Annotated in this window: 17 protein-coding genes and 1 pseudogene; 14 read left to right on the top strand and 4 right to left on the bottom strand. The window is 61.4% G+C overall.

The window, feature by feature from the left end:
• Positions 1-368: 368 nt before the first annotated feature.
• The gene (locus tag AX708_RS12755) at positions 369-980 is read right to left on the bottom strand and encodes a recombinase family protein (RefSeq protein WP_066525586.1); all 612 of its coding nucleotides are present in this window, start codon (positions 978-980) and stop codon (positions 369-371) included.
• Between the two features lie 233 nt (positions 981-1,213).
• Between AX708_RS12755 and AX708_RS12750 the strand changes: the two genes are divergently transcribed.
• The 7 genes from AX708_RS12750 to AX708_RS12720 all read left to right on the top strand — a co-directional run bounded on the left by AX708_RS12750 (position 1,214) and on the right by AX708_RS12720 (position 7,659).
• Positions 1,214-1,462: an AbrB/MazE/SpoVT family DNA-binding domain-containing protein gene (locus AX708_RS12750; RefSeq protein WP_067490187.1), complete on the top strand. Its 249-nt coding sequence runs from the start codon at positions 1,214-1,216 to the stop codon at positions 1,460-1,462.
• A 10-nt stretch (positions 1,463-1,472) separates the two neighbouring features.
• Entirely contained in the window at positions 1,473-1,844 is a 372-nt protein-coding gene (locus AX708_RS12745; RefSeq protein WP_197426106.1) for a type II toxin-antitoxin system VapC family toxin, read from the top strand.
• A 179-nt stretch (positions 1,845-2,023) separates the two neighbouring features.
• Positions 2,024-3,103 carry a helix-turn-helix domain-containing protein gene (locus AX708_RS12740; protein WP_197426105.1) on the top strand — a complete coding sequence of 360 codons (1,080 nt, stop codon included), beginning with the start codon at positions 2,024-2,026 and terminating at the stop codon, positions 3,101-3,103.
• A gap of 127 nt (positions 3,104-3,230) precedes the next feature.
• On the top strand, positions 3,231-5,519 hold the full coding sequence (locus AX708_RS12735) for a TonB-dependent receptor (protein WP_066529996.1): 2,289 nt from the start codon (positions 3,231-3,233) through the stop codon (positions 5,517-5,519).
• Between the two features lie 2 nt (positions 5,520-5,521).
• Complete coding sequence (locus AX708_RS12730; protein ID WP_066529994.1) at positions 5,522-6,520, top strand: alpha/beta hydrolase; 999 nt, start codon at positions 5,522-5,524, stop codon at positions 6,518-6,520.
• Between the two features lie 507 nt (positions 6,521-7,027).
• A complete protein-coding gene (locus AX708_RS12725; protein WP_066525588.1) occupies positions 7,028-7,273 on the top strand; it encodes an AbrB/MazE/SpoVT family DNA-binding domain-containing protein in 246 nt (81 codons plus the stop codon).
• Entirely contained in the window at positions 7,270-7,659 is a 390-nt protein-coding gene (locus tag AX708_RS12720) for a type II toxin-antitoxin system VapC family toxin (protein ID WP_066525590.1), read from the top strand. Before AX708_RS12725 ends, AX708_RS12720 begins: the two co-directional genes overlap by 4 nt.
• A 121-nt stretch (positions 7,660-7,780) precedes the next feature.
• Here AX708_RS12720 and AX708_RS12715 read toward each other — a convergent pair whose 3' ends face one another.
• Positions 7,781-8,647 (bottom strand): NAD(P)-binding domain-containing protein, encoded by an 867-nt coding sequence (locus AX708_RS12715; RefSeq protein ID WP_230960825.1) that lies wholly within the window; start codon positions 8,645-8,647, stop codon positions 7,781-7,783.
• 384 nt (positions 8,648-9,031) lie between these two features.
• Here AX708_RS12715 and AX708_RS12710 point away from each other — a divergent pair, with 384 nt between their 5' ends.
• Genes AX708_RS12710 through AX708_RS12685 form a run of 6 tightly spaced genes read left to right on the top strand, consistent with a single transcriptional unit; the run spans position 9,032 to position 12,924 of the window.
• The gene (locus tag AX708_RS12710) at positions 9,032-9,397 is read left to right on the top strand and encodes a helix-turn-helix transcriptional regulator (protein WP_066525593.1); all 366 of its coding nucleotides are present in this window, start codon (positions 9,032-9,034) and stop codon (positions 9,395-9,397) included.
• Positions 9,398-9,405: 8 nt separating this feature from the next.
• Entirely contained in the window at positions 9,406-9,927 is a 522-nt protein-coding gene (locus AX708_RS12705) for an arsenate reductase ArsC (RefSeq protein ID WP_066525594.1), read from the top strand.
• Positions 9,924-10,352 carry an arsenate reductase (glutaredoxin) gene (arsC, locus tag AX708_RS12700; RefSeq protein WP_066525596.1) on the top strand — a complete coding sequence of 143 codons (429 nt, stop codon included), beginning with the start codon at positions 9,924-9,926 and terminating at the stop codon, positions 10,350-10,352. Before AX708_RS12705 ends, arsC begins: the two co-directional genes overlap by 4 nt.
• Positions 10,349-11,419: an ACR3 family arsenite efflux transporter gene (gene arsB / locus AX708_RS12695; protein WP_066525601.1), complete on the top strand. Its 1,071-nt coding sequence runs from the start codon at positions 10,349-10,351 to the stop codon at positions 11,417-11,419. Before arsC ends, arsB begins: the two co-directional genes overlap by 4 nt.
• Positions 11,420-11,433: 14 nt before the next feature.
• The gene (arsH, locus tag AX708_RS12690) at positions 11,434-12,177 is read left to right on the top strand and encodes an arsenical resistance protein ArsH (protein WP_066525652.1); all 744 of its coding nucleotides are present in this window, start codon (positions 11,434-11,436) and stop codon (positions 12,175-12,177) included.
• 39 nt (positions 12,178-12,216) lie between these two features.
• Positions 12,217-12,924: a DUF2490 domain-containing protein gene (locus AX708_RS12685; RefSeq protein WP_081096482.1), complete on the top strand. Its 708-nt coding sequence runs from the start codon at positions 12,217-12,219 to the stop codon at positions 12,922-12,924.
• A gap of 390 nt (positions 12,925-13,314) precedes the next feature.
• On the opposite strand, the gene AX708_RS12680 is transcribed toward AX708_RS12685, so the two are convergent.
• Positions 13,315-13,734: a helix-turn-helix domain-containing protein gene (locus AX708_RS12680; RefSeq protein ID WP_066525606.1), complete on the bottom strand. Its 420-nt coding sequence runs from the start codon at positions 13,732-13,734 to the stop codon at positions 13,315-13,317.
• A gap of 70 nt (positions 13,735-13,804) precedes the next feature.
• On the opposite strand from AX708_RS12680, the gene AX708_RS19970 reads away from it, so the two are divergent.
• On the top strand, positions 13,805-14,152 hold the full coding sequence (locus tag AX708_RS19970) for a DUF3703 domain-containing protein (protein WP_081096481.1): 348 nt from the start codon (positions 13,805-13,807) through the stop codon (positions 14,150-14,152).
• 43 nt (positions 14,153-14,195) lie between these two features.
• On the opposite strand, the pseudogene AX708_RS12675 reads toward AX708_RS19970, so the two are convergent.
• Positions 14,196-14,500, bottom strand: a pseudogene (locus tag AX708_RS12675) (heavy metal translocating P-type ATPase); the annotation flags it as partial.

The raw sequence follows: 14,500 nt of genomic DNA, 5'->3' as shown, positions 1-14,500 counted from the left end.
AACTGGCCCCTTTTTAAACCGGTGCCTGGCCCGTTTTTATCCCGGTGTTGACAGGCGCGTCTCAGGCTCTTGAAATTCTCTCTGATATTCTATTTCAAGTTCGCACTTACACGGGAACAGATCACGCCCAACTCTTGCTGATAATTGAAAGAGGAGGCTGAGTTCCCTTCGAATGATCTCTTCATTCCGTCGCTGGTAAACGGGTATCTTCGACTTTCCATCGAGTGCTCGTTGAGCGATCTCGAAGGCAATCGAATTCTCCATAAGGCTTCCTTTGTCAGCAGCAGTGTCGACCTCGGGACCGATCCCCATACGAACGCGCAGGCTAATCTATCGCAGCCGAGTGCATATGGCTGCATTATCTGCATTCAGTCGGCTTCATTTTGGGGCCCCTCAACGGTCGCCACGCTCTCCCCGCGCCGGATCGTCCGATAGACAGTCGGCCGAGAAACCTTGAACAGCTTCCCAAGGTCACTGATCGAGTATTCCCCGGTGGCGTGCATCTTGAGGAGCTCGCGCTGCTGGAGGTCGGACAGCTTGGGCGGCTTGCCGCGGAGCTTGCCCTTGTCCCGGGCGATCTTCATGCCCTCGCGGGTGCGCAGGCGGATGAGGTCGCTCTCGAACTCGGCGAAGGTGGCGAGGATGTTGAAGAACATCCGGCCTATTGGATCGTTGGGGTCGTAGACCTGCTTGCCCAGTGCGAGGCTCACGCCGCGCTTCTCCAGCTCATCGGCGATCGCGCGGGCGTCGGGCACCGATCGGGCGAGGCGATCCAGCTTGGGTACGACCAATGTCTCGCCCGCGCGGACCGCAGCCAGAGCCTGGGCGAGGCCGGGACGATCGCGGTTGCGGCCGGTCAGTCCGTGGTCGGTGTAGATGCGGTCCTCGGGCACCCCAAGCTCGATGAGCGCGCGGCGCTGGGCAGTGAGGTCCTGCTTGTCGGTCGAGCAGCGGGCATATCCGATGAGAGTGTCGGTCATGTGTAACGGATGAGGCCCCTGTGTGAGAAAATAAAGCGTACCACCTTAATGAGAGCGCGGGCAAGCCGGATTTGCGGAGGGCAGGGGGGTCTGACCTCTGGCGCCTGCAAAGTGTCCGGTGAGCGATCCGCTGCGTTCGCAAGCGCCTTTCCTCCGACGAATGTATGTAGTCCATGCTTGATACAGAAGCCCGGTGAGTGTATGAGTCAGCAGACTGTACAGAAAGGTGCCTTATGAACGTGCAACGCGGAAAACTTGTTTCTGGGGGAAGGTTGCAATTGCCGGTCGAGATCCGGCGTGCGCTCTCTCTGTCCGATGGCGACACCGTGCTGCTCGAAGTGGTCGATGGCGAAATCCACGTACGGCCCTATCGGGACGCTGTGGCTCGGGTACAGGCAAAGTTGCGCAAGTATGTCGAGCCAGGTCGCAGCTTGTCCGACGAATTGATAGCCGAGCGCCGGGCTGCCGCAGAAAATGAGTGATACACGTTACATGCTCGATGCCTCCGCAGTGCTCGCGATGATGCTCGACGAGGCCGGCGGCGATCAGGTTCGAGAGCGGCTTGCTTCCAGCCAGATCAGCACTGTGAATCTGTCGGAGGTTGTTGCCAAACTACAAGAAGGCGGCGTGCCCGATGAGGTCATTACGTCCAGTCTTGCAGAGCTGAATTTCGATGTACTCGCGTTCGATCAGAGTCAGGCTGTGCGTGCCGGACTACTGCGTGCCTCGACGCGAAGCAACGGATTGTCTTTGGGGGATCGAGCCTGCCTTAGCGCAGCCAAGTCGTGCAATGCAGTTGCAGTGACCACCGATCGGGCATGGGGTAAACTCGAGCTTGATATCGTCGTCGAAGTGCTTCGCTAAGTTCCGCTGTCGACCCAGACCTTGCCATTCACGCCCGCCAAAACGAACGTCTGGACTCCCCAGAAGCCGACTTGCCGCTTTCGTAATCGCGCACGGGGCGTCCTCATGACTGATTGTCGATGAGAAGGTTCCGGTCGGCTCTCGGGGCAAAGCAGACGTTCGCACCGCCGATTACGTGGGTGATCACCTTTGCTTCAAGTTTGCTAAAAATCATTGCAGTCACATGTATCCTGCAGCATCATCTTATGATGGTAGGGGAATGGACTCAGGTTGAGGTAAAAACGCAGCGTGCGCTTAGATCCCAGCGAGATGGTCCACCGAAGGCGATTGCCCCAGACCTATCGATTGTTGACCATTTCCTGCTGCTTCAGCAGTTGTCGCTCGAAACGCAGGATGAAACCTGCCGCCTTTCGCAGCGGCCGCTGGCACCAGGTTCGACCAGCTTTGTCAGTGAGACGCTGATCGGTGCGACCGATCTGGAAGACGTAATGCAGCGCGTTGCCCGGGCCTATAATATGCTTCACGGGGGTACCTACAACCGAGTCGAAAGCCGCCCTGATCGGCTGGTCTTCCGGCTTAACGATGCTGCCTTCCCCTTTGCTTGCGATCCGGGAGACCGGTCGCGGATCGCGATTATGGAAGGGGTGACGATATGCGTGCATGCGATGCTGTCGATGGTGATGGCCGATGACATCACACCGTGGCTGCGGGTGGTGCACACACGGCGGCCCACTGTCGATGCAGGCCGCGGAGAAGGATTGCTGGCCTATTGGCGTGTCCCGGTTCGCCGGGGCAGCAATGCCTATCTTCTGGAATATTCGCCGCGCGCCGCATCGCTTCCGGTCCGGCGGGACCTGGCGCCCTTCACCACGCATGATGTCTATGCGCGGATCATCGCTTCGGCAGGCGGCCGATCGCAAGCCGCGGCGGGGGCGGGCTTCCTGTCGCAAGTGCGCCGCATTTTGGTCGAGGGCGACTGCTGCCAGACCAGCGTGTCCGGCAAGCTTGGCCTAAGTGTTGCGACCTTGCGCCGCCGTCTCCGTCAAAACAATTCCGATTTCCGCACCCTTCGGTCGGAGGTGCTGGCTGATCGCGCTGTGCATTTGCTGGCTGAGGGCTGGCCAGTCTCAGATGTCGCCGATGCCCTGGGCTTCAGCGACACGCGCAGCTTTTCGCGCGCGTTCAAATCCTGGCACAGCCTCACACCCGCGACCTATCGCCAGATGCAGAAGCGCGAACCCCAGACGCTTGCGCTGTGACCACCTGCTCGTGAGCGAAATTGTCCTATCGATTTGAACCCGCCTGTCCTCGACGAATGGGCAGCATTCGACCTAGCCTTCCCCGCTGAAAACAGGTCGACCAACGGCCATAGGAGAGGGCTAGGCTATGAAGGTTTCAAACCGTTTGCGGCGGTCGCGCGCTGCGTGGCTGGCTTGCGGTGCTGGCACGCTATGGCTGGCTCCTGCGGTTCAGGCGCAGGAACAGGCTCCACCTGCCGACGCACAGGCCGAAGACAGCGCCCCGCTGCCGGGCGAGATCATCGTGACCGCGCGCCGCCGCGCGGAATCCTTGCAGGATGTGCCGATCGCCATTTCCGCCTTCAACGCCGACGCCTTGAGCAATCTGCAGGCCGATACGCTTTCGGGCATTCAATACGCCACGCCCAACCTCTATCTCGATCAGGGCGATGCCGGGAATGCGGTGATCTATATTCGCGGGGTCGGGCAGAACGACTCGCTCGCCTTCGCGGACCCCGGGGTCGGGGTCTATGTCGACGATGTCTTCATAGCCCGCTCGCAGGCCGCCTTCCTTGAAGTCTTCGATGTGGAGCGGATCGAAGTACTGCGCGGGCCGCAGGGGACGCTCTATGGCCGCAACACCATCGGCGGCGCGATCAAGTTCGTCTCGACCCGCCCGACCCGCGACACCACCGGCTATGCCGAGGTCGGCTATGGCAATTTCGACAACCTGATCGTGAAGGGCCGGTTGAGCGGCCCGATCGCGGGGGACACGCTGCGCGGCAAGATCGCCTTCGCCTATTCCAAGCGCGACGGATACAACCAGAACAGCTTTACCGGCGCGGATGACGGCGATGTCGACACGCTTTCGGGCCGGATGTCGCTATTGTTCGAACCATCGAGCAAGGTCGAATTCCTGCTCAGCGCCGATGGCCGGATCGACCGGCCCGACACCTCGCGCAGCCCCGTGCGCGAGACGCCGATCACCGGGGCGACCCCAGGCGGGCTGGTCACTTTCCCGGCCAGCCCCAGCGATTATCAGGTCGACACCAACGCCAATGGCCTGTCGGATCAGAGCGGCTGGGGGGTCGCGCTCACCTCGCGCTTTTTCGTCAACGACAGGGTGACGCTGGAATCGATCACGTCGTACCGGGAATTCGAATTCGACCTCAATCTCGACACCGATGGATCGCGCCTGCCGGTGCTCGACATTCTGCTGCTGCAGGACCAGCGCCAGTTCAGTCAGGAATTGCGCCTCACCTATGATGATCCGGGCAAGCTGACCTTCACCGGCGGCCTGTATTATTTCTACGACGACGACACGACGTTCTCGGGCGTCGATAATGCCGCAGCGACGATTTTCGGTTTTCCCGTAACGCTGTTCGGCTTTGCCTCGTCGAGCCTTGCGGAAACCCGGCAGGAGACCAACAGCTACGCCATCTTCGGGGACGCGACCTATCAGCTGACCGACCGATTGAGCCTGTCCGCCGGACTGCGCTACACCACCGAGGATCGCAGTTCGGCCCGGTTGTTCGAAAACTTCTTCGATCCGGCGGTCTCAGTGATCGAGGACACGCCGCCGTTTCTGCAAGGGGTGGGCGTGGCCGGGACGCCGATCAGCGGCAAGGCGAGCTTCGATGCCTTCACACCGCGCGGATCGCTGTCCTACAAGGCGAGCGAGGACGTGCTGCTTTATGTCTCGGCCTCGCGCGGGTTCAAGAGCGGCGGGTTCGATGGCCGGGCTTCGACCGATTTCGCCTTCCAGCCATTCCGCCCGGAATTCGTCTGGTCCTACGAAGGCGGGGCCAAGACCAGTTGGCTCGACGGGCGGCTGACGCTCAATGGCTCGGTGTTCTACAATGACTACACCGATGTGCAGGTCACATCCTTCGGATCGGACCCGGTCACGGGCGTGTTTGTCAGCCTTTTCACCAATGCCGCCTCCGCCAGCGCCTGGGGCGCGGAGCTGGAACTGCTGGCCCAGCCGGTCGAGGGGCTGACGATCACCGGATCGCTCGGCCTGCTCGATGCGCAGTATGACAGCTTCGACATTCTGGTAGGCGGGGTCGTGACCGATGTCAGCGACCGGCGGGTGGTGAACGCGCCCGATTTCAACGCCAGCCTTGGCGCGACCTATAGCGTGCCGCTAAGCGACAATCTGGCCGCCACCTTCCACCTCGACGGCTCCTACCGCTCGACCGTGGCGACCGAGATCACCGATTCGCCGCTGCTGCGGCAGGAGGGCTACGAACGCATCAACGCCTTCGTCGCGCTGGGGAGCCCCGATCAAAGCTGGCAGCTGCGCGCTGGGGTCGAGAACCTGACCGACCGCGCGGTGCGTGTGCAGGGGTTCAATCTTCAGGACTTTCCGGGGGTGCAAGTCGGCTTCTTCAGCGCCCCGCGCACCTATGATCTGCGCCTGATCGTCCGGTTCTGACGATGTCGAGCGAGGTTGCGGCGGCGCAGAGGGACAGGCTCGACCCCCAAAGCCGAGCGGTGCTGCGGGCCTATGAAGCGATGAAGGCGGCGTGGGAGGAGCGGGTTGCCGAAGGCGGTGTGCCTGCTTCGCGCGCCTTTGCCGATGCGGTATTCGCCGCGTTTCGGGGGTCTGATCGCGATCTGCGGCCCGAACGGGTGGTCGATCTGGAGATACCTGGCGGCGACGGGCCGCGCCCGGCTCGGCTCTACCGCCCTGCGCGCAAGGATGGCGGCGACCCTGGTGTCGTCCTGTTCTTGCATGGTGGCGGCTGGATGCTTGGCGGGATCGCGGCCTATGATGGGCTGGCGGCATCGCTCGCGGAGCTGAGCGGGGCGGCGGTGCTAAGTCTTGATTATCGACTGGCGCCGGAACACCCCTTTCCCGCCGGGCTCAGCGATGCGCTCGCCGCTGCCGCGTTCCTCTCTGAGTCAGGCGACCAGATCGGCTGCGATCCCGCCCGGATTGCGGTCATGGGCGATAGTGCGGGCGGCAACCTTGCCGCCGTGGTTGCCAGAGAGGCCGCGCGCACCGGACAGTGCAAGCTCCGCGGTCATTTCCTGATCTACCCCATGACGGACGTCAACGCCGAGCATGACCATTACCGATCGCGCCGCGACTATGGCGGCGGCGACTTCTTTCTGGGGAATGCCGGCATCGACTTTGCCCGCGACAACTACATCGACGGAACGGGAGCCGCGCCCGAAGACTCGCGCATTTCGCCCGTGTTCGGCGACATTCCTGATGGCCTCGCCCCGGCGCTGACCATAACCGCAGGGCACGACCCGCTGCGCGATGAGGCCTTTGCCTACCACTCGCGACTGACCGAAGCGGGCATTTCAAGCCGCTATATCTGCGCTGAAACTACGATCCACGCCTTCCTGTCATTCGGCATACTTGATTGCGCTCAGGCCATGCGACGGGAACTGGCGGCTGCGATTTCAGATACCCTGAATCCCTGATCGCTCAATTTGTTGATGGCGTGTTAACGAGTTTGACCGCTATCGAGAAGCGCACGTGACTATTCATATGGCTGAGATGAGGGCGCCCCGCCGACGCCTTGTTAGGACTTATCCTTTCGGCAGCTTCTGGCAAAACAAGTCATTCTACGTGTCGCGCGGGAATGACGGCTTTGTCCCAAACCAAGCCAATCTTGGTCGGTGATTGAGCGCGCTTGAAGCACCATGCCGGACAGCCTTCGCCCTCCGCAGAATGGACGCGCTGTTGGCCTAAAAATGTGTCCGGTGAGGGATCCCTTTTGGACAGGTGGCGGCTAGGTGCCCTCGCGGGTGTGATGGGCACGCTCGTTGACAGCTGCCAGTCAGCGAGGCGCTAATAGATGTTTCGACCGCATGAGATTTGATGTGTCACCTGTGACAAGCCGTACCTCAGTTTGGAATTTGTTGAAATTCGGGAGCAGTATGGTTAGAGCCCCTTTCTCAGCTAAGATCATAGGAATCGGAGCGCGAATGACAGTTCAAGTCAACATCACGCCCAATGGGCGGATGAGCCTGCCCGCTGACATCCGTAAGCGGCTCGGGCTGGTCGGTGGCGGTGCGGTTTATCTGGATGAGACGCCTGATGGTCTGGTGCTGCGAACGGCCGCTCAGGCTGTTGCGCGCGCGCAGGCCTTGGCGAAGCAATACACCGAAGGAAACCCGGATGCGTCGGTCGACGCTTTCCTCGCCAAGCGCCGCGAGGAAAGCGGAGAGTGAGCGAGATCGTATTGGATGCCTCCGCCCTCATCGCCATGCTGAAGGGGGAGAAGGGTGCTGACAAGGTCGCCGCGGCGATCGCAGACGCCCGGATATGCACCATCAACTATGCCGAGGTGGTCACCCACTTCATTCATCTCGGCATGCCCGAGCGCGAGGTTGACGCCATGCTCGATCCTCTGCCGATGACGATTGTGCCGACCGACAAGGCCCTGGCGCAATTGGCTGGGCGGTTGAGAGCTGTCACGGCCGGTCACGGTCTATCGCTCGGCGATCGATTCTGTCTTGCTCTAGCGCAGCGGGACGGTTTGTCGGCTTGGACCAGCGATCGTAGCTGGAAGGCAGTCGCCGACGCGGCCAAAGCCAAGGTCGTTGCTATTCGATGATGTCCAGCGGGAAGGGCAGGGCGGTTGCCATCTCAATGCTATTGAGCCGCCATAATCCTGCCTGGCAGCTTCGACGGCGTTCGTCCCCAAAAGCGGAAATTCGCTAACCGACTCAAAGTCGTCATTCTGGCGAGACAGCTTTTGACCCAGAAAGGGCATTTGCCAAATCGCGCGCGGTCCTGGCGGCGCCCATCAAAGTTGCTGACCCCGGTCCCGTCCAGTCGCCATAACCAGCAAGCCAAAGGCGTTGCTCCTTACTTGCACGCTGGCCTTCGACAAGGACACGACCATCCTCCTCGATCACACCGAGGCCGCGCAGATGATCCAGCGCAGGGCGAAAGCCGGTGCACCAGATGATCGCATCGACCGCCTTTGCAGAACCATCGGGCCAGATCACGCCTTCGGTTGTCAGCCGCTCGAACTGCCTGACGGAGGACAAATCGCCGCGATCGCGCGCTGCCTTCACTGGTGGGACCATCACGATGTCACCGATGCCGCCGACCGGGGTGTCGCCGGGACCAGCCTTCATTCGGGCAACAGCGCGTTCGAACAGAACGAGCCCATCGACATCGTCCGGCAGAAACAACGGTTCCTGGAGCGTGACCCACAATGCACGAGCAATCGGGGCCACTTCGGCCATAATCTGCGCGCCGCTGTTGCCGCCGCCAACAACGAGCACGGTTTGACCAGCAAAATCCTCCGGTCGCTCGTAGTGGGCAGAATGAACTTGGCGACCCTTGAATAGGTCGCGCCCTGCGACTTCCGGAATGTAGGGTTTCGACCAAGTGCCGGTGGCGCTGACGACATTGCGCGCGGCGAAATCGCCGGCATCGGTGCGCACCAGTAGATGCGGATCGCCGCGCTCAACCCCTTGCACGCACACCGGACGAAGGATCGGCAGCTGATAGCGTTCCTCGTATCGGGTGAGGTAATCGAGCACGTCGTCGCGCGTGGGATAGCCCTTGTGATCAGGCGGCGCATCAGCCACCCCGGCAACGAGCTATATCCGGCGGGTGAGAACAACCGCAGCGAATCCCACCCGTGCCGCCACGCTCCCCCTGGACCATCTTCGGCATCGAGGATCAGGAAGTCTGCCTGGGCCCTTCGCAGGTAGTAACCCAAAGAGATCCCCATCTGGCCGCCGCCGATGATGACAATGTCGTGGCGTTCCATGTTCGATTCCTCAGGCGAGCCTCGGTGACAGTCCGGCGTTAATTAGGGTCATGAGCCCAACCCACGCGCAATTATGGTTTGCATTGAGGTCCATGGTCTTTGGCACAGATCAAAGCCAGAGCAATCGTTCGATAATTTTGGAATTGTCGATTGACTGCATTGAGGCACTGGCTATTTCCATGTCTATCGAAAGGGCACGATGATAGACGATCTCAACGCACAAGTCTGGGCGGTAGATGCGCTCGGAGCGCTGGCACATGAAACCCGCTTGTCGGTGTTCCGCGCACTGGTGAAGGCAGGCGCAGATGGCATGATCGCCGGCGCAATCGCCGAGCATCAGGGCGTGCCGCCGTCTACGATGTCGCATCATCTGGCGACGCTGGAGCGCGCGGGCCTTGTCCAGTCGGAGCGCGAGAGCCGGCTGATCCATTACCGTGCCGACTTCGCAGGCATGCGGCGCCTGCTGACTTTCCTGATGCAGGATTGCTGCCAAGGCGCTCCAGAGATGTGCGGCGACTTGCTGGCTGAACTCTCCTGCAACGCTGATCAACCCGTGAACGCCTGAGGCTTTAGATGGCAGACAAGATCTACAACGTCCTGTTTCTGTGCACCGGCAACAGCGCTCGCTCCATCCTGGGCGAAGCGCTGATGAACAAGCTGGGGGAAGGCCACTTCGCCGCTTACAGCGCCGGGAGTCAGCCCAAGGGGGATGTCCACCCGATGGCGATCGAGGTGCTCGAAGGCTTCGGCTTTGCGACCGATGGCCTGCGGTCAAAAAGTTGGGATGAGTTCACCCGTCCCGGTGCGCCCGAATTCGATTTCATCTTCACCGTGTGCGACAATGCCGCCGGGGAAAGCTGCCCGGTGTTTCCAGGCAAGGCGATCACCGCCCATTGGGGCGTCGAAGATCCCGCCGCCGTTGAAGGGGACGGTCAACGCAAGGCATTTCAGGATGCGTTGAGCTACCTCAAGCGCCGGATCGATCTGTTCCTGATGCTTCCCCTCAAGAGCATCGACGAATTGGCCATGCGGCGCAAACTGGCTGAAATCGGGCGCGAGGAAGGCGCCAGCATCCGGGCAAAGGACACCCAATGAACACCGACATCGTCATCTACCACAATCCTGAATGTGGGACGTCGCGCAACACGCTGGCGATGATCCGCAATGCCGGGATCGAGCCGCATGTAGTGGAATACCTCAAAACCCCGCCCTCGCGCCCACTGCTGGAAAGCCTGATTGACCGCGCGGGCATGACGCCCCGTGCCTTGCTGCGCGAGAAGGGCACGCCGTTTGCGGAGCTCGGCCTGGATGATCCTGCACTGACCGATGCGCAGCTGATCGACGCGATGATGGCCCACCCGATCCTCATCAACCGTCCGCTGGTAGTCTCGCCGCTGGGAGTGAAGCTGTGCCGCCCATCGGAAGAAGTGCTCGACCTGATCCCTGCCGATCAGCGCGGCGCTTTCACCAAGGAAGACGGCGAACAGGTGGTCGATGCATCGGGGCAGCGCGTCAAATGACCCAGACCCTCGCCAATCCCGCCCCGGCTGCTTCGCCGCTCGGCACTTTCGAACGCTATCTTTCGGTGTGGGTGCTGCTCGCCATTCTAGCGGGGCTTGGCCTGGGGCTGGCCGCACCCGATGCGGTCGGGGTGCTCGCAGGGCTTGAATATGCCTCGGTCAATCTCGTGGTCGCAGTGCTGATCTGGGCGATGATCTTCCCGATGATGGTCGGCGTCGATTTCGGCAGCATCAAGGACATCGGCCGCAAGCCCAAAGGGTTGGTCATCACGCTAGTGGTGAACTGGTTGGTGAAGCCGTTCACAATGGCAGCGCTAGCGGTGCTGTTCTTCGACTATTTCTACGCCGGATTGATGAGCGAAGGCGATGCCGATCAATACATTGCGGGCCTGATACTGCTGGGCACGGCGCCGTGCACGGCGATGGTGTTCGTGTGGTCGCAGATGACCAAGGGCGATCCGGCCTACACGCTGGTGCAAGTCTCGTTGAACGATCTGGTGATGATCGTTGCCTTTGCGCCGATCGTGGCGTTGCTGCTGGGAGTGACCGACATCGTGGTGCCATGGGATACTTTGCTGCTGTCGGTGGTGCTTTATGTGGTGGTGCCATTGGTGGCAGGGGCGCTGACCCGTAGCCGGGTAATCGCATCGCATGGCGGTGATGAAGCGGCGGTCGATGCCTTGACCGGGCGATTGAAGCCGTGGTCGATCATCGGCCTGCTGGCAACAGTGGTGCTGTTGTTTGCATTCCAGGCCGGCACGATCATATCCAATCCGCTGCTGATCGTGTTGATCGCGATTCCGATCATCATCCAGTCATACGCCATCTTTGCGGTCGCCTATGCCGCTGCAATGGCGTGGAAGGTGCCGCACAATATCGCCGCCCCTTGCGCGCTGATCGGCACATCGAACTTCTTCGAGCTGGCCGTAGCGGTGGCTATCGGTCTGTTCGGCCTCAGCAGCGGGGCGGCTCTGGCCACTGTTGTCGGCGTGCTGGTCGAAGTGCCGGTGATGCTATCGTTGGTCGCCTTCACCAATCGCACCCGCGACCGATTCCCCGCCGCATGATCGAAAGCACGCCGATGAACCGCCTGCGCACGCTGCCCGACCCGGCGCACCTGCCCGCGCTGAAGCCAGAATATGTCCACCAGCGCCCCGCGCTCGGCCTTGGCCCAATGAACCCGCCGCCCCGCGTGCTGCTGCTCTATGGCTCTCTGCGGGAGCGCTCCTTCTCGCGCCTTGCCGTGGAGGAAGCGGCGCGGCTGCTGCAATTCTTCGGCTGCGAGACGCGCATTTTCGATCCTTCCGACCTGCCGCTGCCCGATCAAGTGTCCGGCGACGATCACCCGGCGGTGCACGAGCTGCGCGAGCATTCTTTGTGGTCGGAAGCCCAGGTGTGGTGCAGCCCGGAACGTCACGGCACGATCACCGGGATCATGAAGGCGCAGATCGATCACCTGCCGCTCGCCTACAAGGGCTTGCGCCCGACGCAGGGACGCACGCTGGCGGTGATGCAGGTTAACGCCGGGTCGCAGAGCTTCAACACGGTCAACACCCTGCGGGTTCTGGGCCGGTGGATGCGGATGTTCACCATCCCCAACCAGTCATCGGTCGCCAAAGCTTACGAGGAATTCGACGAGGCCGGACGGATGAAGCCGTCCGCCTATTACGACCGGATCGTCGATGTGATGGAGGAACTGGTGCGCCTCACAGTGCTGCTGCGCCCGCACGCAGAGCAGTTGGTCGATCGCTACTCCGAGCGGGTTGAGCGCGACTTGCCGGTCGTAACTCCGGTTGAGGCAGCCGGGCTTGCAGCAAAATCGTAGCAATCGCGATGGCGCGGACGCCAGCAGCAAGGGGGCTAAATGAGGAAGGCATTTTCAGCAAGTGGCCAGCGCGGTCACCTCCGGCCTGTTCTTGCAGCTTCGCTGCTCGGACTGGTGCCGGGTCCGCTTGCCGCGCAGGATCATGACCTTCAGCAATGGACGTTGCTGGTCGCGCAAGGACCCATCAGTGATAACTTGCTGGTGCAGGCGGAAATTCAGCCGCGCATGACCAACGACGCGAGCCGATTGGGGCAGTTCCAGATCAGCCCTGCAATCGGTTATCGGGTGAGCAAGAAGGCCACAGTGTTCGTCGGCTACATGTTCGTCCACACCGATCCGGTGGACCGCCCCGCGTTCGACGAAAACCGGTTCTATCAGCACATCGTGTTCCCCCTCGGCAAGGTAGGTGACGTGACGGTCACGGCGCGAACCCGGATGGAAGCCCGAACGGTCGTAGGTGCCGAAGATCTCGCGTGGCGATTCCGCCAGCAGGTGCGGGCGCAGATGCCCCTGAAAGAGGACAAGGGACCGCTTCTGGTCGCTTGGAGCGAAGTGTTTGTAAACCTCAATGATGCCGACTGGGGACCGCGCGAGGGCATGGACCGCTGGCGCAATTTCGTGGGAGTGTCGGTGCCCGTAGCAAAGGGCGTCGTGCTTGAGCCGGGATATCTCAATCAGGCGGTGTTCCGCCGGGGGGAGGATCGGTTTGACCATATCGCGAGCGTGACGATGTTCTACCGGTTCTAGCTGAACGCCTTTTTGGCGGAGCTTGAGGCCGCCCTCATGGAGAAACCCAGACATAGCCGAAGCTTAGGAGCGAAGTGACGCATCACGCTCACAGCAACACTGATGGTCTCGGCTTTCGACATCGGCAATGTGGCGCGGGGGTTCGACACGGCCCGCATGTGAGTGCTCAACCGCACGCTGCGGCAGTGTGGGGTTGAGGCCTCGCTGGTCGCGCCCATCGGCTAGGTGGAGGTAGTGGCTGGGGCGCGCTATCTCGATGCGCTTATTACCGAAGCGAGCGGCCTCAGCGCCGAGATCGTGAACCAACCGCGCTGGCATGGGTGAATGAACGCGCGGCAGGGCGCCCGCTTTTCAGTAATCGATTGCGGCAGGCGCGCTTCCAAAGAACAGTCAAAAGTCGGAACGGCCGCCGTCGCACAGCTCATGGTTCGCTAAAGCAGCGATTACCCGGCAGTCGACGGAAAGGCCCCCACGGCAGCGGCTGATGATCCTGCTCAATTCATCCCGCAAAGCAGTGAGCTGCAAAATTCTGGCTTCAACCTCCGCGAGATGGCGAGAGGCGATGAGGTCAGCCGCCTGGCAGTCGCGGTCTGGATGATCGGACAGATCGAGCAGCGAGCGGATCTCCTCGATAGTGAACCCGAGATCGCGCGAATGGCGGATGAAGGAAAGGCGCTGACGCTCCACTGGCCCGTAAGAGCGGTAATTGCCTGATGTGCGCGGTGGTGGCGGCAGCAGCCCGATCCGCTCGTAATACCGGATGGTTTCGACATTGGTGCCGGTGGCCTTCGATAGTTCGCCGATTTTCATCGCTTGACCCTGTAGCTGCTACAGGGTGCATAAGCCTCAGCGACTCGAACACGAAGCGAAGATTGGGGCAATGAGCATCATTCGAACAGCCTATCGAAAAGAGCTGGCGGCATATCGCGTCGCGCGTGCCAACGGCGATCACGTCAGTGCCTGGCAAAGGCTCGAACGCGGGCACATCATCGCCCAGGGTAGTCTGCCGCTGCATCTCCACTCGCACGGCGTAATGCTGGCATTCGCGGTGTCGCGGCGCGAATGGGCCGAGGTTGCAGGCCAGGTGCTGCGTCTGTTTCTAGCGCCATTGGGCACACTGACCGGTCGCACGCCGATGGGAAATACCGGGCGATCGGACGTCAGTGCTTTTGCCTCTATGCCAATACCGGCGGATATTGCGCAGATCGTGAATGCAGGCCGTGATTGATTGTCAGAGCGTGCGCTGCCTTAGGGTTAGAACCCCCAATTGGTCAGGCGCGGTACGCCAAAAGCCGAAGTGCATTAACCACCACAATGATGGTCGATCCCTCATGCACGGCCACTGCTGGACCGATGCCGAGACCCATGATCGTGGCGGGAACCAGGAACCCTACAACGCCGAGGCTCACAAATACGTTCTGCCTGATGATCCCGCGTGTGTGCCGGCTCAAGCCCACAGCGAATGGCAAGTGCGCGAGGTCGTCGGCCATGAGGGCAACGTCGGCTGTCTCCAGCGCCACATCCGATCCTGCTGCCCCCATGGCGATGCCGACCGTAGCACTCGCCATGGCCGGTG

The sequence above is a fragment of the Erythrobacter sp. CCH5-A1 genome, from assembly GCF_001557115.1.
GTDB lineage: Bacteria > Pseudomonadota > Alphaproteobacteria > Sphingomonadales > Sphingomonadaceae > Erythrobacter.
The sequence above is the reverse complement of the archived record's forward strand: the minus strand, read 5'-3'. Positions and strand labels throughout refer to the sequence as shown.